This is a genomic window from Ktedonosporobacter rubrisoli (genome assembly GCF_004208415.1).
GTDB classification, from domain to species: Bacteria; Chloroflexota; Ktedonobacteria; order Ktedonobacterales; family Ktedonobacteraceae; genus Ktedonosporobacter; species Ktedonosporobacter rubrisoli.
The window spans coordinates 5,474,077-5,497,309 of sequence record NZ_CP035758.1; the positions used below are offsets into that span (position 1 = coordinate 5,474,077).

Genomic DNA, 23,233 nt, shown 5'->3' on the forward strand with positions numbered 1-23,233 from the left:
GGTATTTTCGGATGGGTACACCTGTGGCCTATACACTTGGAAGGATCATCGTCGATCTCTATGCAAACGACATCGGAGTGCCCCTGCGCCAGGTCAAAACATTCCAAAAGTATCTCGGCGGCTCGGCAGCTAACGTCTCAGTTGGCATGGCCCGCCTGGGCCTGCAATGTGGCCTGATTAGCCGTGTTGGCGCCGACGATTTCGGGCGCTATCTGCGCGAGCGCCTGGCAGAGGAGGGCGTTGATCATCACATGGTCATCACTGATAAGCAGAATCCGACTGGCCTGGCCTTCGCCGCGCTCTTTCCGCCCGCCGATTCCGAGGTGCTTTTCTATCGCAAGCCCTGCGCCGATATTCATTTGAGCCTTGCCGATCTCGATTTTGCCGCCTTGCGCCAGGCTCGCCTGCTAGAAGTGGCCTGCACTTCGCTCTGCGCCTCGCCGAGCCGAGAGGCTACCCTGGCTGCTCTGGAAGAGCATCGGGCGAGCGGAGGCCTCAACGTACTGGATATCGATTGGCGCCCCTCGCTCTGGCCGAGCGTGGAAGAGGCCCGCGTCTGCTATCACAGCGCTTTACGCCTGGCGGATATCGTGCTGGCCAATGAATCAGAACTAGCATTTGCCGGCAACTCTACAGATCCGGAGACGGCGGCACGCCACCTGCTCGGCTTTGGGGTTAAGGAAGTTGTCGCCAAGCGCGGTGCCGCTGGCTGCCTGAGCTTTACAGCCGGTGAGGTTGTGAAGACATCGGCTTTTCGCACAGAGGTCATGAATACCCTGGGAGCCGGCGATGGCTTTGCGGCTGCCTATTGTTATGGTCTCCTCAACAACTGGGATACGCGTCAGCGCTTACAATTCGCCAATGCCGCCGGCGCCATTGTGGTCAGTAGGCACAGTTGCTCAGAGGCCATGCCAACCTTAGCTGAGGTTCAGCAACTCATTGCGACTGCAGAGGCATAGTTCACGATAGGCCGCGCTAAGCAAATACAGGAGGCTGGTCGAGCATATATCTCTCTGCCCTGGCAAGTTGCCAAACCGATCGGCTGGTAAAACTATATATGCCAGATAGGTTGAACTTGAAGGCGACTTCCTATAGAATAGCAATAGTCCCATTGCCATTCTTTGCCATTGCCTCTCCGGAACGCCTAACTGCCCTTTCAGGCTGTTTCTGATAGCAGTCGGCACTGGCATCATTTCCCGGTTCTACTATACGTAAAGGCTTAAAGTTGGTAGCAGGAGTGGGGCTTATGAGGAGTCAAACCTTATGCCAAAGGTGACAATCTACGACGTCGCTAAACGGGCAGGGGTTTCTACGGCCACTGTCTCGAAAGTGCTAAACGGTAACGGTCGCATTAGCAAGGTCACTAGCTCGCGGGTTGAGCAGGCCATCGCTGACCTTCATTACCGCCCGAGTATCATAGCCAGTGCTCTCAAGAGGAATCAGACCTATAGTATAGGGTTACTTGTTCCGGATATTATCAATACATTTTATAGCGAGCTGGCTCGGGCTATTGAAGATGTGGCCTTGCTCCAGAATTATTCGGTGCTTGTCTGCAGTACAGATAACAGCCCGGAGCGCGAAGGCAAACAACTGGATCTGCTCCTGCGCAAACAACTTGATGGCATTATTATCGCGACCTCTGAGGGTATTAATAGTTCGACACTGGATATGTTGAAAAAGCAGGAAGCGCGCGTGGTCTTTATCGACCGCATTATTGCCAATTCTCCCTATCCAACTGTGGCAACCGACCACTATCAAGGCAGCTACCAAATTACTGAGTATCTTATCCAGCTTGGACATCGCAAACTGGCGATATTTTTAGAGCCGCTTTACCTCAAAACCTCCCTTGAAAGGTTGCGCGGCTTCTCTGCTGCGCTGGCCAGCTATGGCATTGCCCAGAATAGCTTCTCAGTGCTGAGCAATGGCTTTGGTGCGGTGGCCGGCTATGCCATGGCCCAGCAGGTACTCGAAAATCCCGATCCTCCTACAGCTATTGTGGCCAGCAACGATCTCATCGCCATTGGGGCGCTGCAGAAATTTCACGAGTCCGGCGTAATCATTCCTGAGCAGCTTTCGCTGGTGGGCTATGATGATATTCAGATGGCCCGCATGGTCTCACCTTCGCTGACGACGGTAGCCCAACCGATCATGGAAATGGGCAAGCTGGCCTTTGAATATTTATTCAACGATAGCATGCAGACAACCGCGACAACCCTGCTTTCGCCAACTATCGTCATTCGTCAGACAAGCGCGCCTCCACGTCCCGAGGGTCCGCTCAAGTCAGTATAAGGCAGGCACGAAGAGTTTCAGGGCAAGCCTAAATTTATTTGTACCAGGAGGAAGATGATGCAACGTTTCGGACAGCTTCTCGGCATCAAAGCAGAGCATATTGATGAGTACGAACGGCTCCATGCTGCTGTCTGGCCCGGCGTGCTTGCCACGATTCATGAATGTAACATCCGCAATTACTCTATCTTTCGCCATGGAAATCTGCTCTTCGCCTATTTCGAATACATTGGTGATGACTATGAGGCTGATATGGCAAGAATGAAGCAAGACCCGCTTACCATCGAGTGGTGGAAAATCTGTGATCCCATGCAGGAGCCACTATCAGAGCGCCAGGAGGGCGAGTGGTGGGCTAACATGAAAGAGGTCTTCCATACGGACTAAGCAGTTCCTGCTCAAAGAGGAAGCTCTCTGAGCCAGGTTGAAAATTCCCTACATCCCGGCCAATAAGCCAGATATTGCTAAACGCTCGATTGTATGCAATATCTGGCTTATTCTTGCATAGCACCTATTCATATCATGCACACGCACGGGCAAACATTGCCGGGTACTTTTGGTGAGTTTATCTTTCCTACTTTTTCTTGTCATATCGAGCTATGTTATACTATTCACACGATAAAACGCGTGTGAGAGGTACATTCTATGTTGGAAGGCTCTCAAATTGATCGCTACCGCCTACTCCAGAGCATTGGCCATGGCTCAGCAGGGGAGGTCTACCTTGCGGAAGATAGTCGCATTGCCCAAAGGGTCGCGATTAAGCTCATACGTATTGAGACTGAGAATAAGGCCCTAAGCGGGACCGAGAAACGTCACTTTCAGCGCGAAGCAAAAGCTATTGCACGACTTGACCACCCTAATATTCTCCCACTCTATGATTACGGTGAAGAGAACATAGAAGGTATAAAGTTTGCTTATCTGGTGATGCCCTTTCGTCAGGAAGGCACGCTGGCCGATTGGTTTGAACAGTACGTAAACTCAAAGCAACCTCCCATCGACGATGTGCTTCATTTCATCGAGCAAGCGGCCTCAGCCCTGCAGCATGCTCATGATCGGCAAGTGCTGCACCAGGACATCAAGCCTTCAAACTTTCTGCTGCGCAGCCGCTCAGACCGACCCGATCAGCCAGATCTTCAGCTCACCGACTTTGGCATCGCCAGGTTCTATATAACCAGCGCTCAAACTAGCCAATCTATCCGCGGCACTCCTGCCTACATGGCTCCTGAGCAGTGGAATGGACATCCAACTCCAGCCTCCGATCAATACGCACTGGCAATCATGGCTTACCAGCTCCTGACAGGTCAGTTGCCCTTTCGCGGAAGCCTGGAGCAACTGATGCTCCAGCATCTTGAGCAGCAACCAAAGGGTCCAAGCCTGTGCAATCCTGCTCTACACCGAGAAGTTGACATCGTTCTCTCCCTGGCCCTGGCCAAGAAGCCGGAAGAGCGCTTCGCCTCGGTTAGCGCTTTCGCACGCGCCTTTTATCTTGCCGTGACGCAGAGCGCCTCGGTTGAGCTTTCCCCGCTTAGCCCGCTCTCACCTGTCACGCCTCTGACTGAAGAAGCTCCACAGGCAAACGTGGATTCATGCGCTGAAAATATCCAGGCCACCCTTACCATCACACCTGCTGAAGCGCGTTCGGGAGTTACCCGCACCCTCACACTGGCTCTGGGCCACAAAATACAGGTAGTTGTGCCACCCGGAGCCAGCAACGGACAAATCCTTCGTCTTCCTTACCCTCAGAGAAGCTCGCCTTCAGGCACGCCAATGTCAACAAACTCGCTTATCCTGACTATCCTTGTGCAAGAAGCGCCACGCAAAGCAGCGCTCTCCGGCATTGTGGAACACCTGCATACCCCTTTTAGAGCTCTGCAGGCTTATTCTAACAAAACCTTCGTCCCTCGCTCGCTACCTGGCAAACTTAGCAGAGGCAAAGCTATTGTTCTAGGCGGATTGATTGCGCTGATTATCCTCGCGGGCAGCGGTCTCTTGCTCATCAACAATGCCGCCAATCAACGTAACGCGAATACAGCCAGGATAGCCGCTATGGCCTCAGCACGCGCCAACCTCAATCCTTATCCACCCGGTGGAGGAACCTTAATCATCAATGACCCCTTACAAGATAATTCAAAAAATTATGGCTGGGAAGAGCTGACTCACCCGGCTCGCGATTGTCACTTTAGCAACCATGCCTACCTCGTCCAGGAGCTACAGCCCAAAGCCTTAGCTGCCTGCACCGCACAGAATATGAACTTTAGCAACTTTGTGCTACAGGTCCAGATGACTTTTCTGACCGAAGGCTTTGGCGGTATCCTCTTTCGCGCCGATATCGCAAGCAGTCGCCTCTACTATTTTCAGGTTATTTCCGATGGTGAATACTTTCTCTATCTCTATAGAGACGGACAAATGGCTCATTCCAGCCAACTAACGCCTGATCATGCAACCATTCCAGCCAGCATATTCCATCAAGGCATTAAGCATCCCAACTTGCTTGCTGTCGTTGCCCGTGGTCCGGCTATTGACTTATATGTCAACCACCATCATCTTACTACTATTACCGATAATACATTAAGCCATGGGCAGATAAGTTTTATAGCCTCTGGTTTCTTCAGTCCTATCAAGGTAGCCTATAGTGATATTAAAGTGTGGAAGCTATGAATCTGGCTGGGCAGCAAGTTGACCGTTATCGCCTGATCCGGCGCGTTGGCAGTGGGGGTATGGGGGATGTTTATCTCTCCATTGACGAGCATATCGAGCAGAGCGTAGCTATCAAGCTCATACGAACTGACGCTTCGAAAGGGGGCGATATGGCCCTTTTCTTGCATGAGGCGACGGCAATTGCGCGGCTCGATCACCCCCACATTCTTCCGCTATATGACTATGGAGAGGTAAATATCGAGGGTACGGCCCTGGCCTATCTGGTCATGCCCTTTCGTCAGGAAGGGACCCTGAGCGACTGGCACAAGCAACTCCCCTCTACCGAGCATGTTTCGTTGGATATCATCGTTCACTTTATACAGCAAGCTGCGGCTGCTTTGCAGCATGCTCATGATCGACAGGTAATCCACCAGGACGTTAAGCCCTCAAACTTTCTGATCAGGGCAAGAAGAGATATTCCGGATCGTCCAGACTTGCTCCTTACCGATTTTGGCATTGCCAGATTCCACACGACCGATGCCGATGCTAGCCAGCCGGCCCGCGGCACACCCTCCTATATGGCTCCCGAACAGTGGCGCCGGCAGCCAGTCCCGGCTACTGATCAGTATGCGCTGGCAATCATGGCTTATCAGCTCATCACTGATCGGTTGCCCTTTCTCGGTCGCTCCGAGCATCTGATGCGCCAGCACCTCACGGCCCAACCAGAGGCACCCGGCAAATATAATTCCCACGTTCCCAGCGCGCTGGATGCGGTTATTTTACAAGCCCTGGCCAAACGGCCGGATGAGCGTTTTCCCTCCGTGGCAGCCTTTGCGCAGGCGTTCCAGCAAGCCACGCAGCCTGGCTCGCCGCGCCCAGCACTAATCCCAATGAGCAAGCAAGAAGCATACTCGCCGGCCCACATGGAGCTAGTACAGAGCCATCCTGCCCAATCCGTCTCTCCGCCCTCCACTTCGGTTCACCAGGACCCACAAGCGGCAGATCGCTTGCAACCCGATACGTCTGCCATTCAGGAGCAAATTTTGCCCTCTCGCTCAGGGGCCGGCCGGGGTTTCCTGCGAGGCAGGTCTCTCTTGCTCATTGGGCTAGCACTCTTGCTGATTGTCGTCAGCAGTGGAATATTATATGCGCTTAACAGCTATAAAGCCTATAGTTTACAGCTGGCAGCATCCGCAACGGTCAGGGCCGCAACGGCTATAAGTACGGCAGCCACAGCACATTCAATTGCCACAGCCAGCGCAGCCAACCCCAATCCTTACCCGCCACATACCGGGCGCTTAGTCCTCAACGATCCTCTTAAAGACGCCTCGCGCGGCTACGGCTGGGATAATTATAATGGGAACGATGAATATTGCCAGTTTCAAGACGGAGCCTATCGTGTTCAGGAAGCCAGAATCCAATCCCTCTATAATTGCGTTGCGCGCAATACTGACTTGAGCAATTTCGTCTTTGAGATAGATATGACCTTTCTGGCTGGCGATGCCGGCGGCATCATTTTGCGCGATGATGAGGTCCACAGCCAAGATTATCATCTTATCCTTGAAGCTGATGGGAGCTATGATTTTGTGCTTTCACCGGGACCGGATATTAAAACTGTCCTGGCACGGGACAAGCTTCCGGCTTTCCTCTTTCACAAGGGCCAGCAAGCCAATCGGTTGGCGGTAGTAGCTCGTCAGCAGAAATTTGACTTATATGTCAACGATCAGTTCATCACCAGTGTTACTGACAAGAGCTATAGCCATGGTCAAATCGGCGTTATGGCCGACACTACCGCCCATACTACGACCTTGCTATTTCGTAATGCCAGGGTATGGCAAATCTAAAGAGCCAGCCATATCGAATAGATTCTACGCCCGCTTGCTCATCTGGTTTGCGCTGACATCTTGATTTTATAGTGGAAAGCATGCTAAACTTTTTTTACCTCATACAATACCAAAAGGAGGCTTATCCTGGCCTCTCTAGCTATTTTGCATTATAAGCTCCGCAGATAATGCAAGGAGGTATAAATTGCCACCATAATAATCATCTCTTCAATCATGCAGCCATACAACGATATTGCTCGGATCTCGGCCTCAACCCATCTACCAGGGGCAATATCTTCCCAACTCTCTTACAACGGAGGAAAAACTATGGCAACTACCAGCCGCCAGATTACAGTGGCCTCACGTATCGATCGGCTACCGCTCTCTTCTCTACATGTCAGGCTCAACACTGTCCTGGGCATTGGCACCTTTTTCGATCTCTATGATATTTTTCTTGGTGGCCTGCTTGGAACTGTCCTGACTCCGCTCTATCATCTTAACTCTTTCGAGACTGCACTTATCATCGGTTCCAGTTTTCTTGGAATGTTTGTGGGAGCGAGCACACTTGGCATTGTCTCCGACTATATTGGTCGCCGCGCCATGTATATGGTCAATCTGCTTATCTACTCCCTCTTCTCCCTGGCTGCGGCCTTCTCTCCCGGCTATATCTGGGTTGTTATTTTCCGTTTTATCGCCGGTCTGGGCCTTGGCGCCGAACCACCACTCACCGATATTTATATCGGCGAGATGATCCCCAAATATGCCCGCGGACGCTATACTGCCTGGTCCTATACTCTTGGCTTCTTTGGCGTCCCCGTGGCAGGCCTGGTAGGTAGATTTGTCGTGAAGACAAATTTTCTCTCAATCGACGGCTGGCGCTGGCTCCTCGTCATAGGCGCCCTGGGAGCCCTTATCGTCTGGTTCCTGCGCCGCAACCTGCCCGAATCGCCACGCTGGTATGAGATCCGCAATAACCAGGAGGCGGCCGAGGCTACCTTGAGCAAGATTGAAGAGCAAGTCAAGCGCGAGCATAACTTGAGCGAACTACCTCCTCCTGAGCCGGTAGTTGTTGAGCCACAGACAAAGGCGCCTATCTCTGAGATCTTTAGCGGTAAATATGCCAAACGCACTACCATGCTCTGGATCTTCCAGATCTTACAGACGGTTGGCTATTATGGCTTTGGCTCGTTGGCTCCTATCGTGCTCACTGCCAAAGGCTTTAGCGTTGTCTCTTCTCTCGGCTACACGGCGCTTATTTTCGCCGGCTATCCGCTGGGCTCGCTGATCTCTATTCCTCTGGTGGAACGCTTTGAGCGCAAATGGCTGATTGTTGGCGCGGCCATTTTGATAGCGCTCTTTGGTTTGAGCTTTGGCTTCGCCACTTCGGCCCCATCCTGATTGTCTCGGGCTTTCTGCTGACCACCGCCAGCAATATCTTCTCGAATTCGTTCCATATCTATCAGGCCGAAATCTTCCCGACACGCATGCGTGGAACAGCCGTGGGACTGGCCTACAGTCTGAGCCGCATCACCAGTGCCCTCTTGCCAGTTATTGCCCTTCCGGTGCTGAAGTCCTCAGGTCCCGTGACGGTCTTTCTCGGCGCCGCCGTGATCATGGCGATCCTCTGTCTCGATGTGGGCCTCCTGGGTCCAAACAGCACAGGCAAGAGTCTGGAAACCGTCTCACAATAAGGCAAGTTAAGCCTGAACAGCTCTCCTTGTAAAAAAGAGAGCTGTTTGTGTTTTTGTAGCTTTTCATTTGCACCTTGCCTCTCTCCACGCAAAGAGAAGGTTTTGCAACCAGCTTGACACAGGTCACTTATTCAAGTATTCTATTGAATAAGTGAATAGAAAGATGAGGACATGAGATGGAACCTGGAGAGAAACGTCGTTTTAAAACTCTGCTCTATGAACAATTTGCTCGCATGGGAAAAGCTCTGGCAAGCCCGCATCGCCTCGAACTGCTCGATGTTCTCTCACAGGGGGAACGCACTGTGGAGGCGTTGGCCCAGGAAACAGGGATGTCGGTCGCCAATGCCTCTCAGCATCTGCAGATCCTACGCATGGCACGCCTGGTCGAGACCCGCCGGGCCGGTGTCTCGATCTATTATCGGCTGGCCTCTGAGGCTGTAAGCCTCCTTTGGTTATCCCTGCGTCATGTTGGGGAAGAGCATCTGGCTGAAGTAGACCAGCTTGTCACTATCTTTTTGCAAGATCGTGCCTCATTTCATCCTATGACGGTGGCTGAACTTCGTGAGGCGATGCAAGACGAGCGCGTGATCCTTCTGGATGTGCGCCCGCAGGCAGAGTATCAGGCAGGCCACCTTCCCCAGGCGCGTTCCATCCCAGTAGCCGAATTGAAAGCACGGCTTGCTGAACTGCCAAAGGAGCGTGAGATCGTGGCGTATTGTCGTGGTCCGTATTGTGTCTTTGCCGATGAAGCAGTCTCTTTTTTGCGAGCACAAGGCTACGCCGCTCGTCGGCTGGAAGAAGGCGTTCTTGAATGGCAAATGCTCGGATTACCCATTGTGAGATAACATATCAAAAGGAAGACATATGATAAGAGAAGTTCCTCCCCATCCCGCCCTGGCCCAGGGCCCTATCTATCTCGACTACAATGGATCGACGCCGGTTGACCCACGGGTCGTTGAAGCCATGCTGCCGTATCTGACGATCCACTTTGGCAATCCTTCCAGCACGCACTTCTATGCCCATAAGCCCCACGCAGCTATCGAAGCAGCCAGGAAGCAGGTTGCCCGTCTGCTTGGCTGTACCCCTGCTGAAATCATCTTTACTGGCGGGGGATCTGAGAGCGATGCCCTTGCGCTGTATGGCGTCGCTCTGGCTAATCGTGAGCGCGGTAAACATATCATTACGCAAGCGACAGAACATCCCGCTGTACTAAAGGTCTATCGCCAGCTTGAGCGCTTGCAAGGCTTTCAGGTGACTGTGCTCCCAGTGGATGCCACCGGGCGTGTACGGCCTGAAGAGGTTGAAGCGGCCATTGATGAGCAGACGACACTGGTCAGCATCATGGCAGCCAACAACGAAACTGGAACGCTTCAACCCATCGCCCAGGTTTCTGAGATTGTCCACCGCCATGGTGCCTTGATGCACACAGATGCCTCGCAAGCCGCAGGCAAAATTCCCATCGATGTGACCGAGACCGGGGTGGATCTGCTCACAGTCGCCGGGCACAAACTATATGCCCCCAAAGGCATCGGAGCCCTCTTTGTCCGGCGAGGAGTTCAGCTTGAGCCCATACAGCCAGGAGGGGGCCAGGAACGCGGGTTGCGGGCTGGTACAGAGAATGTTGCGGCTATCGTCGCGCTTGGCGCTGCCTGCGAGTTAGCGGCTTCGTGCCTTCAAGAGGAACAGAAACGCTTGACAGGATTACGCGATGCCCTCTTTCAACAGCTCTGTGAATCTCTCCCTGGCCTGATCCATCTCAACGGCCATCCCAGCGAACGCCTGCCCAATACCTTGAATGTGAGCGTTGATGGCGTCATCGGAGAAGAGGTACTTGCCGGCACACCGGAGATTGCTGCGGCAACTGGTTCGGCCTGCCATGCTGGCTCCACTTCCCCATCTGAGATATTACTTGCGATGGGAATAGAACGCTCTCGCGCGTTAGGAGCTCTCCGCCTCACGCTGGGACGCTGGTCCACTGGCTCAGAGGTCGAGCAGGCGGCACGCCTCCTGGCTCAGACCGTTCAGACGAGGCTTTCATCCATATCCTGTCGAAAAGGAGAGGAAAGATGAGCACCATCACTGTTGAACAATTGCGCACCTGGCTTGACGAAGGGGGCGAGGTCTGCATCGTGGATGTCCGTCCTCTCGCCGAGCGCCAGGAATGGTCCATTCCCGGCAGCCTGCATATTGACGCCTATGAGGCTCTCAAAGCCCACGATCCAGAAGCACTAGCTGAATTGCAGATCCCCGCTTCTCAACGTGTGGTAACCGTCTGCGCCGCCGGGAAAACCAGCCAGATAGCCGCCAAACAATTGCGTGCCCGTGGGCTATCGCAGGTCTTTTCCCTGGAAGGGGGTATGCAAGCGTGGAGCCTTGCCTGGAATAGCGCACATATTCCACTTCCCGACCATTCCATACAGGTGATCCAGATACGCAGGACGGGCAAAGGCTGCCTTTCTTACCTGATCGGCACAGGAGAGGAAGCTGTAGTGATTGATGCCTCGCTGGATACGGAGGTCTATCTCGATGTGGCGGCCTTGCACGGCTGGCGTATTACCCATGTCCTGGAAACACATATTCATGCGGATCATATCTCACGTTCACGTCTGCTCGCTCAACAGAGCGGGGCTATGCTCTTGCTACCGGAGCAAAAGCGCGTGAGCTTTCCCTTTACTGCCATCCATGATGAAGAAGCACTAGCAATCCCACCCCTGCATCTCAAGGCGTTCCATACTCCCGGGCATACCATGGAAAGTACCTGCTATTTACTCAACGGGCATATATTGTTTACCGGGGATACGCTCTTTACTGCTAGTATTGGGCGCCCCGATCTGCAAGCCGATAAGGGGGAAGCAACGCTTCGGGCGCATGCGCTCTATCAAAGCCTGCATCGACTCCTGGCATTGCCCGCCGATAGGCTGATTCTTCCCGGTCATACCAGTACACCTGTCCCTTTTGATAAAAGGCCCCTGATGGCCACGCTTCACGAGATCGATGCGCAAATCGATCTCCTGCATGCCGAGCGCGTTGACTTTGTACACGCTGTGCTCTCCAGGCTTCCTGCTCCTCCACCCAATGCCGAACGAATCATACGCGTCAATGAACAAGGCTTGCTCCCCGATCAGCCTGTCAGCGAGCTAGAAGCCGGAGCCAATCGCTGTGCTATCTTCTAATACCAGATCACCTGTGCAATCCCTGCAACTCGGCCTGCGCGCAAACTGGCGGCAATTCAGTCTGCTGGTCATCATTAATGCCTTTGTTGGTAGTATGGTGGGCCTGGAGCGCTCTATCCTGCCCTTATTGGCCGAGCAGAGCTTTGGCATCGCCTCCAAGACCGCCATCCTTTCCTTTCTGGTCAGCTTTGGCCTGGTGAAAGCCGGGGCTAATCTCTTTGCCGGGCGGATGACGGATCGCATTGGGCGCAAACGCATCCTGGTGCTTGGCTGGTTGATTGGTTTGCCGGTCCCGCTGCTGATTATTTTTGCGCCTTCCTGGGAATGGGTAGTTTTCGCAAATGTGCTTCTAGGGATCAATCAGGGCTGGTGCTGGTCTACAACTGTCATTATGAAGATTGATCTTGTGGGACCAAAACAGCGCGGTCTGGCGATGGGTCTGAATGAGGCGGCTGGTTATCTGGCTGTCTCGGCAGCAGCGCTCGCGGCCGGCTACCTGGCAACCACTTACGCGCTGCGCCCTCAACCCTTTATCCTGGGCATTGTATTCGCCGGAGCAGGGCTAGCCCTCTCCTGGTTCGGCGTACGCGAGTCGCGTGACTATGCAGCCCTGGAAGCTCTCCAGATGCAATCCGCCCCATCGAACCTTGTGGAGAATGCACCATCTGCCCATCCTTCTTTTGTCGAGATCGTGGCGCAAACGTCCTGGAAAAACCGCACGCTGTTTGCCGTATGCCAGGCAGGATTGGTCAATAATCTCAATGATGGCCTCTCATGGGGATTATTCCCCCTGTATTTTGCGGCAGCAGGACTCTCAGCAGAGCAGATCGGGTTGTTGGTTGCAGCCTATCCGGCAGTCTGGGGAATTGGGCAGTTGGCAACAGGTGCACTTTCAGATCGAGTTGGGCGCAAATGGCTGATCGTTGCAGGGATGCTCATCCAGGCGCTTGGACTGGGGCTCATCGTGCTCGTTCATACGTTCTGGCCCTGGTTGGCAGGCGCAGTACTGCTCGGCGTGGGTACTGCCTGTGTCTATCCAACGCTCCTGGCCGCAATAGGCGATGTCGTCCATCCGAGCTATCGTGCCACGGCTGTTGGGGTGTATCGCCTCTGGCGCGATAGCGGCTATGCGGTCGGTGGCCTGCTCGCTGGTATTCTGGCTGACCTGCTGGGGATCTCCTTCGCCATTGGCGTCGTAAGCGTGCTCACCTTCCTCTCCGGTCTGCTGGCAGCTGCCTTTCTAAAAGAAACGCTCGTTCGTCGCAAGTTTGTATGAGCCATCGCCTCATCCCATTCAGGGAGAGCGAAATCGTGGGAAAGGCTCATTTGGAGCCTTCCTGATGCACAAAAGTATCTATTTGAGCATAACAGCCGGCCCCTGATCATAGGGAGATAGCCAACTCGTAAGAGAAAGCTGGTTTTTTGATGACTCTTCTCTTACGAGTCGGTTTGGCAACGATCATTGGCAAAAGCAAGAAAGAGTAGGGTCACTATTTGCTATTTCTTGCTTGTTTGTCATGATGAACGTTCATCCTATCTTAATGTCTTAGTAAAACAAATCCGATTTCGTAATTTCCCTGGAGTGGGGCCTCACGATGGCGTTGAGAACGTAGCCTCCTGGCCTTCCAGGCTGAGCAGTGAAAGATAGGCCTCTTCCAGGGTGGGCTCAACCCGCACAGCTTCGGGATGGGGACAGGTGTGTGCAACCAGGCGTACTTCTACAAGCTTGCCATGCCGAATAGCCTGGCTGGTTTGATAAGTGGCCCGCAGCCGCTCAAATGCGGCTGGATCAAGCGTTACGCTCCAAGCCGTATTGGTGGCATCAGCTAAGAGCGCATCACATGTGCCGTTCCAGAACAAACGACCATCGCGCAGTAACGCAATTTCAGTCGCCATCACTTCGATATCTGTAATAATATGGGTGGAGAGAATGACAAGGCGTTCACCCTGTAAGGAGGCAATAATTTCACGAAAGCTTACCCGCTCTGCTGGATCAAGCCCAACAGTTGGCTCATCGAGGACCAGAATGCGTGGATCATTAATTAAGGCCTGGGCGATTCCAATACGCCGGATCATGCCACCGGAAAAGGTGCGCAAACGATGATTGGCCTCATTGGTCAGATGAACCAGATCCAAAACTGTATCCACACGATGGCGCAAAAGTGAGCCCGTCAGGCCTTTTAATTCGCCGATATAGCGCAGAAACTCGTAAGCCGTGAGCTGCGGATAGACCCCAAAGTGTTGCGGCAGATAGCCAAGCTCGCAACGTAGAGCCTGCGGATACGCGACGATATCCTCACCATCCCAGCTTACCACGCCCGAGGTAGGTTTCAATAAGCTGGCCAGGATACGCAATAAGGTTGTCTTGCCAGCGCCGTTGGGACCAACCAGGCCCCAGACCCCAGCTTCCATACGCAAGGTCACATCTTGTAGAGCCTGCTTTCCCTTTTTATATTGTTTGCTCACCTGATCTATAAAGATTGTAGACATAGCTTATCTGTCTTCCTTTCGATACATCTGTTTTCGCCTTAAATGTTTCTGTTTCCCAAATCAGCAACTAAGCAAGCTCCTGCCGCTGTCGATGCATCAACAGAATGGTGAGTATGAGCAGTAGAACGCTCAGGCCCAGAAAGAGAAGCCGATTGAGCTCAAAGATTGGCGTGATATGCACATAGGGGATCGTTTTCTTCACCAACTCAACAATATATTGGACCTGAGCCCCAGACGGAATTGTGCCGTGTGGCACATTTGCTCTGGTCCATATAGAAGCCGGGTCCTTTGCAAGGCCTCCCATCAAATTAATTAAATCTGGCAGATTAAAGAACGAAGTTAGCCAAAAGACTAGCAAGATGATCGAGTTAATCGGCCGCTTGCCGCCTGTCTGCACCATGCTCCACAAGCTCAACGCTGTCCCAAAGGCCAGCGGAACCGGGATCAGCCAGAGCCAGCTCAACACATAGGGTAGCGCTCCCGGGCTGAAGTAGGGGCGAGCGGGAAGCACTAGATCCAACCCTACAATAAAGAGCAGATAGCAAACCGCAAATCCCAGCAAGATGATCAGTCCAGCCAGCCACTTGCCACACACATAGAGCACTGTGCTCACCGGCGTGCTCAGCACCACTCCTTCTAGTTGGCACTCGCGATCGCGCTGGATCTGATTGCCCGTTGTAAATACGAGTGCCAGCGTTAATATATGAGAATAAACGCTGACCCAGATCCATAATGTATCAATTTCATGGTGAGCAGCTGCAAAGACAAAGATGAAGCCCCAGGCCAGGATAAAAGCCATAATAAACCAGCTCACTTTTCCCCGCCAGAACAAGATCAGCTCAAGACGCACAATCATCCATAGTTGTCGCATTTTATTTATCTCCTATTTATCTCTTTCGAAACAGCCAAAACAGCAACTTTAAGCAATCTTCAGCCGCCGTCTACGCACCTTCCTCATCTCCTTCATCAACTCATAAACAATATTGCGATCCGCACATTCTTAGTGAGGTTGCAATCTGTCTTGCCAGCGCGAACCGCGCAATAGCATGTGACCAAGAATAAACGCTCCTAGCCCGGCAGCCAGAAGCTGGATACAAAACACAGCAAGGCTTTGTCCCACAGCAAAAAATTGACCAAGATTAAGGCCCGGGAACAGCAGAGACAACCCTATCAGCAATACCCAGGGTCCGGCACCAACGGCAAAGGCCGCCGGCACACCATAACGTAAGGCGATGGGAAAGGAAATCCCGACCAGCAGGAGCAAGGGACCGAGCCAGGCCGCGAACAATTGGGCAAAAGGCGCCCAATGAGCCATAGTCACAACTATAGTCGCGAACAGACCAAAGAGCACATCGAAGCAGACGATAGCCAGGACCAGCCCTGCCATGATCTCTATCCGCGAAGTAGGGCAGCACTCTTCTACTTCGCGCCTCTCGCGCTTGAGCTGGCGTAAGGCATAAACGACGCTCAGCAGGGCTGTCAAGGGTAGCATGATAATGAGCGTTCCCACCGCTTGATCGGGCAAGGTAGAAATTATCAACAAATATGGCGAGAGCAAAAGTACACAGAAGATCCAGAACCAGGGACCCAGAAAGCGGATTTGCCAGCCCGCCAGGCGTAAGGTATGGCTTAGCGAGAGCCTGCGCTGAACATGCAAGCCGGCCCTGCTTGATTCCACTGCCATCAGGTGCGCAAAAAGTTTTTGCGCGGCCTCCGGCGAGGGGGAAGGAAGAGGCTGCTCCCTATAGAGGCGTGCAATCCGTAGCAGCTCTGCAGGCATATCCTGCTCTTGCTCAGCAGTTGGCTCCTCGCCCATCTTATCCCCAGGTCGATATTGCTTATCCATTGTGCTGATCTCCTCGCTTTTCAGCAGAAGAAAGCGTCTCCAGCTCTAACATTTCCCGTAAGAGTCGCAACGCAGTAAAAGTACGACTTTTCACCGTCCCTGGTGGTATACCCAGTAGCTCAGCCGTCTCCTTGACACTCAGTTCCTGACCATAGCGCAAACTAAGCACTTCCCGCTGTTCAAAGCTCAAGCGAGCCAGGGCCAGATGCAGCCCACGTTGCTGCTCCCAACGTTCTACCCACTCAGCCGGATCAGGCTCGTGCTGCGCAGGTTCGGGCAGTTCGGCCTTCAACTCAGTGTGCCGATGATAGGCACTCGTCCGCTCAGTGAGTGCCAGGCGACGGGCTATCGTATAGAACCAGGGCATAAATGGACGAGGATAATGGTAAGATTGGGCCTCCCGCACTAGCCTTACAAATGCCTCCTGTACAAGATCCTCGGCACATTGAACATTGCCTGTCAGGCGATAGAGGTGCGCCAGCAAGGGACGATGGTAGCGCTGCACTATCGTCTCTAGCGCGCTGGCATCTCCACGTTGCCACTGGCGAAACAATTCTTCGTCGGAGTCCATTCACGTTCTCAATCTTTGCACTAATAGATCCTCTAAGCTCTATACTGCATAGCTGGTAAGTTGGTTCATTTTCTCTCTCCTCGGCGCAGAATATGGCAGTCCGGGGCAGAGCCAATAAAAAAGGGCCGCGCTTAGCAGCCCCTTTCCTATAACGAGATTTTAACTTGACTTATGCAGTAGCCCGCTGGCGTCGACGGGTATCAAGCACAGAGAAAACAATCAAACCTGCCAATCCTGCCATACAAAGATAGGCAAAGAGATCGCCAACAAGCGAATAGATGGTCAGGGTTCCCTTGACCGGTACGGAGGCAGTAATTCCCTCAGGATCTGAGGTGAAGTAGTCCTCAGCCGCTAACACATGCCCCTGATAATCCACAACAATCGAAAGGCCTCCATCCGTGGAGCGAACCAGCGAATAGCCATTTTCAATGGCACGATACGTGGCATTCTGCGTATGCCAGGGATCAATGCCCGCCCAATCGCTTGACGGATCTAGCAGGAGATCAACATGCTTCTGTCCCCCTTGCAGAGCCAGGGAGGGAAAATCTGCATCATAACAAATGAGGTTAGAGATGCGCCCATAAGGCGTATCAACGAAGGGCAGAATACCAGAGCCAGGAGTACTATTATCAAGGCTGGGCACGGGGTGCGTCTTGCTATATGTCCAGACAAGCTTTCCCTGCGGATCAAAAAGCAAGGCTATATTACGCGTATATGGCGCATCTTTTATGAAGACCCCAACGCCTAACTCAAGATAGATACCGGACTGGCTCGCTGTTCGTGCCGCTCTTGCCTTAAGTTTCGGTAGGTTCTCTTCTAGCACAAAGAGCTCTGTCTCCGGCCAGACTACAATCTTTGCCCCGTTGCGCGCCTCGTTCTGGCTTCGTGTGAAGAGTTCATCTTGCAGAGGCGCATATGCTGCCTGTACTTTCTGCCTGTCCCCCAAGCTCCCTTTGCCATCTATCATTGCCTGGATAGCATCCCCATCCTGTCTCTGTACCTGGCCCATCGCATGGGGCGCAATAGTGAGACTTGCCACACGTACGGTCTGCGCAACAGGTGGGAAAAGGGCAAGGCGCAACCCTCCAGCGAACAAAATCAGCGCCAGCAAACTGCTATAGGTCAGCAGGCCACCGTGCGTGCTCCTCCAGGCAAATTGCTTTTGCCAGGCCCAGTTAACCATAGAAGCAAGCCAGGTCATAATGAAGACAACCCCGGAGAGTCCGGTAACTGAGAGCAACTGCAAGAGGGGGAGATTGCCATACTGGCTATAGGCCAACGTGCCTATACTCCCTACAGGCGAAACAAGCGTTCTCAGGTATTCGATAAGTACCCAGCTCAAAGGAAAAATCAGTGTACCCAGCCAGCTTTTTGACCAGTGCGAACTCAGAAGCCAGTCTAACAGATAAGGCAGCGGCTGCACTATGGCCAGGATGAGCAGGACGACAAGAAAAAAGCTGAACAGGCTACCGAATACCTGGTAATGCCAGTAAAGCGCATCTATAACGTAGACTAGCAATACGCCGATAAAGCCAGTCAGAGGATGTTGGGTTTTAACGAAGCGCAAGAGAAACAGAGGATAGAGCCAGGCTGCCAGAGGAATATTCAATTTTCCGAAAGTAAAAAGGGACAAGATAAAGCCAATACCAAGCCATATATAGGAGAAAGCGGCAGACGGTTTAGCCGGCTTAGACAATTGCTTTTGCATGACAGGGTTAGTCTCCTCATTGGGAACCAATAAGATTTATATCCTCGTTATGTTTCCGGCCTTGCTACTTCGCTCTATTACTCATATTTTTTGCATAAAAGGCTTTGGCAATAAGTAAGGAAGGCAATGCTTAGCACGGAGGATATATATATGCTAAAAGCAGCATATTCATTGTTTGAAGTATAGAAAATAGATGTGACAAATATGTTACAATTTCGTAGCGAAAATTAGAACAAGAGCCCCTTCCACTCTCTGAAGCAGAAGGGACCCTTATCCGATATTCTCTCTCACAAAAGGATGCGCTAGCCTATTTCCAGAGCTACAATATATCTGCTGAGCAAAGCTATCCACGCAATTTGCGCTGTCGCCCATATGCCGAGAGGAGCAGAAGCAAGGTCAAGCCATAGACGATCTGGCGCATGGATTCCGGCAATTCCATAGTAGTCAGCAGGCTGGTCAGGATCGTCAGGACCAGCGCGCCGGCCATCGTTCCAAGATAGCTTCCTTCGCCGCCGGCTAGCAATGTGCCACCAACCACAACTGCCGCCACCGAAGGCAAAGTATAGGCCGCACCGAGATTGAGAAAGACGCGCTGCGTATAGCCCAGCAAGACAAAGCCGCCCAGAGCTGCGAGAGCGCCACTGAGCGCATAGGTCAGGATGAGTACAGCCGGCACGCGCACTCCCGAGAGGCGAGAGGTGGTGCGATTAACCCCGATGGCAAAGAGCTGCTTACCATAAGGAGTGCGCGTGAGAACAACCCAGAGCACGGCCCCTACGAGCAGCCAGAGCAGCACCACGCCGGGTACACCAAAGATCAGCGGGCTGGAAACCAGGTTGACCATGAGCTGGGCTGAGCCACCAGTCAAGGCGCCTTGCGTCACGGCCAGGATCAGCCCTTGCACAACACCTGTCATGCCCAGCGTCATAACCAGGGGCGGGATGCGCAGCAGGGTCACCCCAAGACCATTAAGCGCGCCAATGCCAAAGCCAACGGCGATAGCTCCGGCCAGGGCCGGAAAAACCAGGGCATCCTGACCATTAGAGAAATGGTAGACAAGGATCGCGCCCAGCGTGACCACCGAGCCCACGGAAAGATCAATACCCTCACCGCCGCCAATAATCACCAGCGTCTGTCCCGCCGCCACAATGCCCAGAAAGGCGGCCAGGCGTAGAATATTTATGGCAAGAGAATAGCTGGCAAAACCAGGACGCAGCAAGCCACCCAGCACAAATAGTCCAATCGCCAGCAGCAGGGCGATCAAGGCCGGATTTAGTTTCAAACTCTTATTCATGCCGGCTGCCTCCGCACCAGCGCAATGAGGCCGGGTCCGGCCAGCGCGATCATCACAATCAGCCCATTCACAAGCGTTTGCCACCAGGTTGGCACGTTAGCAAAGGCAATAATATTTAAGATAATGCTCAAGATAGCCGCTCCAATCATTGGACCCGCAACGCCGCCTTGCCCACCGCTTAAGCGCGTTCCGCCCAGCACAACAGCCACAATGGAAGTCAGGGTCATAGGGCTACCCACCAGCGGATCGCCGGTCCCGGTGCCCAGGACTAAGGCCAGGGCTGATAAGGCCGCCATCAGGCCCGAGAGCATATACGAGCTGAGGCGAATGCGCGTTACCGGCACGCCAGTTATATACGCGGACATCGCCTGCCCTCCCACGGCATAGAGATAGCGGCTATAACGCGTGGCGCGCAGCAGGTTCCAGAGCAGGAGAATAACGACAATGATCAAGAGCGCGGATGGTATTCCCAACAGGCGACCTTGAAAAACGTCCATCAGAGCTGAGGGCACGCTGCCGCCAGGGCTTGGCATGATCCACAGCGCCAGCCCTGAGAAGACAAAGCTTGAGGCAAAGGTGGTTACGATGGGCTGAAAGCGCAGGTAGGCAACGCAAATCCCATTGAAAGCTCCAGCCAGGACGCCACAGAGCAAACCAGCGCCAATCGCCAGCAAGATCTCGGTTGGACCGGCATGCGTTCCCAACAAACGCACAATTACCACATTAACCAGCGAGATAATCGCCCCAACAGAGAGATCAATCCCACCGGCAATTACTACCACAGCCTGTCCCGCCGCCAGCAACATCAATGGTAAGAAGGTCTGCAAGTTCCCATTGAGCACGCCCGGGCGAAAGAAATTCGGCTGCAGGGCATAATTTATCAGCACAGCCCCAATCAGCAAAAGGAGCGAAACTAGATAGGATTGGCGAAAAATCGTGCGCAGCAACCCCGGAGTATACGCTGTTGAAGACTTTATCATACGCTACTCTTTCTTTCCGTTCCCATACTGGCGGTCACAAGCTCCGAACGCGTTAACGTGGAGCCAACAAGCTCAGCCTGCACCTTACCATCGTGCAGCACGAGAACGCGGTCGCAGAGCCCCAGCAGCTCTTCGTCATCACTGCTATACAGAATAATGGCGGTTCCCCGCTCGCGCAGATCGGCCAGGATCTTATAGATCTCACCCTTGGCGTCCACATCCACGCCCTTCGTCGGATCATCCAGCAACAGAACCTGCGGCTCACGCAGCAACCATTTGCCCAGAACAACTTTCTGCGCATTGCCGCCGCTTAAACTGCTGACCGGAGCATCTAAGGAGCCCATCACAACGTTAAGATCCTTAGCGATCCTGGCCGCATCCTCCCTGGCCTTGCCCAGCTTGAGCACAGGCCCATAGCGCATCCAGGATGGCAATTGCAGGTTCTCAAGAATAGAGCGCAGCGGCAAGAGGCCTTCGGAGCTGCGATCCCCCGGCACATAGGCTACGCCTTTGCGCATCGCTTGCCTGGGATGGGTAAAATTGACGCGCTGCTCGGCAAGCTCTACAGTTCCACTGAAGGGGATTGCGCCAAAGATGGCTAGCAAAATCTCATTCTGACCCTGGCCGCGCAGACCACCAAGGCCCAGCAGCTCGCCAGCGTGCAGGGAGAGGCTCACATCCCGCAACACCTCAGTGCGCATATTCTCTACACGCAGACGCGCGGGCGCGGTGGAACGCGGCTCCCGCTCGGCTGAGCGCTTAATATAGCGCGAAACTGCCCCACGCTCAATCATCATATCAACGAGCTCTTGCTCATTGCTCCGCGCGATCTCCACCGAGCCGACAGTTTTTCCGCTGCGCAAGACCGTCGCCCGATCCGCAATGCGAAATATCTCTTCCATGCGGTGCGAGACAAAGACCAGGGCCATTCCCTGAGCCTTCCAGCGGGCCATCAGTTCAAAGAGACGCTCGACCTGGCGGCTATCAAGGCTTGCTGTAGCCTCGTCGAGGAACATAATTCTTGGCTGCAAACTCAGGGCCTTTAGGATCTCCACGATCTGCTTTTCGTCAGGAGGCAAGGTACGTACCGGAGCATCCGGCTGCAATGAGGATGAGATTGTACCGGCAAACAGGTCGAGCAATTCTTTTGTGCGCGCCAGCAACTCGCGCTTGCGTACAATACCCGGCCAGGTTACCGGCTCATGGGTCAGCCAGATGTTCTCAGCCACACTCATATCGGGAATGAGGCTAAGTTCCTGGTAGACCTCGACAATACCCGAGCGCTGGGCCGCCTGCGGAGATGAGAAGACCACTTCGCGATCATCAAGCAGTAGTTGCCCCTCATCGGGGGCAACCACGCCGGTGATAATCTTGCTAAGCGTACTCTTCCCGCTCCCATTGGCTCCCATCAGCGCCAGCACTTCACCTGCGCGGACCTCTAAACCGCCATCCGCGAGGGCCGTTACTCCTCCGTAGCGCTTCACAAGGTGCTGAGCAGCAAGAGATATCTTGATCATCACTATTTCCTACTGGAAGAAAGCTTTAGCATCAGCCTCTGAGATGCTGCCATCCAACGTATAAGTGCCCGGCTTATCCTTGACTTGCGCATACTGCTGCTCAAAATTGCTGGCATCTACCTTGCCTGGAATGGGCACAAAGAGGGTGTTATGAGCGTCGCCTTTGAGCGTGCCATCCTTAAATTTTTTGCCCTGCAAGAGCTCCAGAGCGACCCGCAAGCCGCTGGCACCTGCGCCAGGAGGATTGACGACACCGTAGGATGTAAAGTCAGGATGCTTCTGTTTGACTTTCTGCCAGAGCTGCAAGTAGCCCGCACGCGCCTCACCAACGATGACAGGCCACTTCGCGGGATTAGCCGCATCAACTGCCTGCAAGACGCCCTGGGCCATACCATCTTGCACCCAGATGCCATCGATATTGGGCTGCGAAGCCAGCAGGTCGGCCATTTTCTGCTGTCCGGTGGCCTCATCCCAGTTCGCATTCACCACGTTCAATACCTTGATTCCCGGATATTGCTTGAAGACCTCTTTGACGCCATCGTAGCGCGCCTCATTGGCAGGATGGCCCGCGACGCCGTTCACCACCACAACGTTGCCCTTACCATGCAACTGCTCGGCTAACCAACGCGCACTCATGCGTGCCCATTCCGTCTGGTCAATTACCACGTTGATAGCCTCCGGCGAGGATACGGCCTCATCAACGCAGATTACAGTAATGCCGGCATCTTTGGCCTGCTTAATTACTGAATCGAGTCCGGTGGGAGAATTGGGATCGATAATAATTGCATTGACGCCGCGATTGATAAGATTGCGGATCTGCTGAATCTGGCCGTTGACGTCAACATCGGCGCTTTGCACGACCAGATCTTTAGTCAGGCCGGCCTTCTTGTATTCGGCATTGACGCCTTGCATATCCTGAATCATCTGCGTACGCCACTCGCTTGCCACAAAGCCGTTGGAAACGCCAATCGTAAAGGGACCGTTTGAGCTTCCCCCATTGCCACCATTGCCGCTGTTACCCTGCTCGCTACCACCACAGGCGGCCACAAGAGGTACCACCAGCGCCAGGATCACCAGCAATAAAGCATACTTAAAATATTGCGTGCATTTAGCCACAGCTACCTCCATTGCTAAATAAAGGTCTGGTTGGGCCAGCCAGACTTATGCATCACCCCGTTGCGATGCACCTACAAAAAGTAGCACTACACTGACAATAACAG

General features: G+C 53.4%; 20 protein-coding genes. 11 read left to right on the plus strand and 9 right to left on the minus strand.

The window, feature by feature from the left end; translation table 11 throughout:
- Positions 1 to 11: 11 nt before the first annotated feature.
- The 11 genes from iolC to EPA93_RS23890 all read left to right on the plus strand — a co-directional run bounded on the left by iolC (position 12) and on the right by EPA93_RS23890 (position 12,883).
- Positions 12 to 959 (plus strand): 5-dehydro-2-deoxygluconokinase, encoded by a 948-nt coding sequence (gene iolC, locus EPA93_RS23845; protein ID WP_129889905.1) that lies wholly within the window; start codon positions 12 to 14, stop codon positions 957 to 959.
- 304 nt (positions 960 to 1,263) lie between these two features.
- Entirely contained in the window at positions 1,264 to 2,289 is a 1,026-nt protein-coding gene (locus tag EPA93_RS23850) for a LacI family DNA-binding transcriptional regulator (RefSeq protein WP_129889906.1), read from the plus strand.
- 57 nt (positions 2,290 to 2,346) lie between these two features.
- Complete coding sequence (locus tag EPA93_RS23855) at positions 2,347 to 2,670, plus strand: L-rhamnose mutarotase (RefSeq protein WP_129894635.1); 324 nt, start codon at positions 2,347 to 2,349, stop codon at positions 2,668 to 2,670.
- Positions 2,671 to 2,928: 258 nt separating this feature from the next.
- Positions 2,929 to 4,941, plus strand: coding sequence for a serine/threonine protein kinase (locus EPA93_RS23860; protein ID WP_129889907.1), 2,013 nt, complete (start codon positions 2,929 to 2,931; stop codon positions 4,939 to 4,941).
- Entirely contained in the window at positions 4,938 to 6,764 is a 1,827-nt protein-coding gene (locus EPA93_RS23865; protein ID WP_129889908.1) for a serine/threonine-protein kinase, read from the plus strand. The genes EPA93_RS23860 and EPA93_RS23865 overlap by 4 nt, the downstream gene beginning before the upstream one ends.
- Positions 6,765 to 6,977: 213 nt before the next feature.
- Entirely contained in the window at positions 6,978 to 8,141 is a 1,164-nt protein-coding gene (locus tag EPA93_RS23870) for an MFS transporter (RefSeq protein WP_207229643.1), read from the plus strand.
- Positions 8,063 to 8,434, plus strand: a complete 372-nt coding sequence (locus EPA93_RS50460) for an MFS transporter (protein ID WP_207229644.1) — start codon at positions 8,063 to 8,065, stop codon at positions 8,432 to 8,434. Before EPA93_RS23870 ends, EPA93_RS50460 begins: the two co-directional genes overlap by 79 nt.
- Positions 8,435 to 8,610: 176 nt before the next feature.
- Positions 8,611 to 9,279 (plus strand): ArsR/SmtB family transcription factor, encoded by a 669-nt coding sequence (locus tag EPA93_RS23875; RefSeq protein WP_129889909.1) that lies wholly within the window; start codon positions 8,611 to 8,613, stop codon positions 9,277 to 9,279.
- A gap of 19 nt (positions 9,280 to 9,298) precedes the next feature.
- Positions 9,299 to 10,504 (plus strand): cysteine desulfurase family protein, encoded by a 1,206-nt coding sequence (locus EPA93_RS23880; protein WP_129889910.1) that lies wholly within the window; start codon positions 9,299 to 9,301, stop codon positions 10,502 to 10,504.
- The gene (locus EPA93_RS23885) at positions 10,501 to 11,607 is read left to right on the plus strand and encodes an MBL fold metallo-hydrolase (protein ID WP_207229645.1); all 1,107 of its coding nucleotides are present in this window, start codon (positions 10,501 to 10,503) and stop codon (positions 11,605 to 11,607) included. The genes EPA93_RS23880 and EPA93_RS23885 overlap by 4 nt, the downstream gene beginning before the upstream one ends.
- On the plus strand, positions 11,594 to 12,883 hold the full coding sequence (locus tag EPA93_RS23890) for an MFS transporter (protein WP_207229646.1): 1,290 nt from the start codon (positions 11,594 to 11,596) through the stop codon (positions 12,881 to 12,883). The genes EPA93_RS23885 and EPA93_RS23890 overlap by 14 nt, the downstream gene beginning before the upstream one ends.
- A gap of 314 nt (positions 12,884 to 13,197) precedes the next feature.
- Here the strand turns inward: EPA93_RS23890 and EPA93_RS23895 are convergent, their stop codons facing one another.
- The 9 genes from EPA93_RS23895 to EPA93_RS23935 form a co-directional block, all read right to left on the minus strand.
- On the minus strand, positions 13,198 to 14,097 hold the full coding sequence (locus EPA93_RS23895) for an ABC transporter ATP-binding protein (RefSeq protein ID WP_129889911.1): 900 nt from the start codon (positions 14,095 to 14,097) through the stop codon (positions 13,198 to 13,200).
- A gap of 67 nt (positions 14,098 to 14,164) precedes the next feature.
- Positions 14,165 to 14,968 carry a hypothetical protein gene (locus tag EPA93_RS23900; RefSeq protein ID WP_129889912.1) on the minus strand — a complete coding sequence of 268 codons (804 nt, stop codon included), beginning with the start codon at positions 14,966 to 14,968 and terminating at the stop codon, positions 14,165 to 14,167.
- Positions 14,969 to 15,097: 129 nt separating this feature from the next.
- A complete protein-coding gene (locus EPA93_RS23905; RefSeq protein ID WP_129889913.1) occupies positions 15,098 to 15,943 on the minus strand; it encodes a hypothetical protein in 846 nt (281 codons plus the stop codon).
- The gene (locus EPA93_RS23910) at positions 15,936 to 16,514 is read right to left on the minus strand and encodes an RNA polymerase sigma factor (protein WP_129889914.1); all 579 of its coding nucleotides are present in this window, start codon (positions 16,512 to 16,514) and stop codon (positions 15,936 to 15,938) included. Before EPA93_RS23910 ends, EPA93_RS23905 begins: the two co-directional genes overlap by 8 nt.
- 169 nt (positions 16,515 to 16,683) lie before the next feature.
- Complete coding sequence (locus EPA93_RS23915) at positions 16,684 to 18,222, minus strand: apolipoprotein N-acyltransferase (RefSeq protein WP_129889915.1); 1,539 nt, start codon at positions 18,220 to 18,222, stop codon at positions 16,684 to 16,686.
- A 343-nt stretch (positions 18,223 to 18,565) separates the two neighbouring features.
- Positions 18,566 to 19,516: an ABC transporter permease gene (locus EPA93_RS23920; protein ID WP_129889916.1), complete on the minus strand. Its 951-nt coding sequence runs from the start codon at positions 19,514 to 19,516 to the stop codon at positions 18,566 to 18,568.
- On the minus strand, positions 19,513 to 20,496 hold the full coding sequence (locus EPA93_RS23925; protein WP_207229647.1) for an ABC transporter permease: 984 nt from the start codon (positions 20,494 to 20,496) through the stop codon (positions 19,513 to 19,515). The genes EPA93_RS23920 and EPA93_RS23925 overlap by 4 nt, the downstream gene beginning before the upstream one ends.
- Positions 20,493 to 22,013, minus strand: coding sequence for a sugar ABC transporter ATP-binding protein (locus EPA93_RS23930; RefSeq protein WP_207229648.1), 1,521 nt, complete (start codon positions 22,011 to 22,013; stop codon positions 20,493 to 20,495). The genes EPA93_RS23925 and EPA93_RS23930 overlap by 4 nt, the downstream gene beginning before the upstream one ends.
- Before the next feature lie 9 nt (positions 22,014 to 22,022).
- A complete protein-coding gene (locus EPA93_RS23935) occupies positions 22,023 to 23,129 on the minus strand; it encodes an ABC transporter substrate-binding protein (RefSeq protein WP_207229649.1) in 1,107 nt (368 codons plus the stop codon).
- Between the last annotated feature and the right edge of the window lie 104 nt (positions 23,130 to 23,233).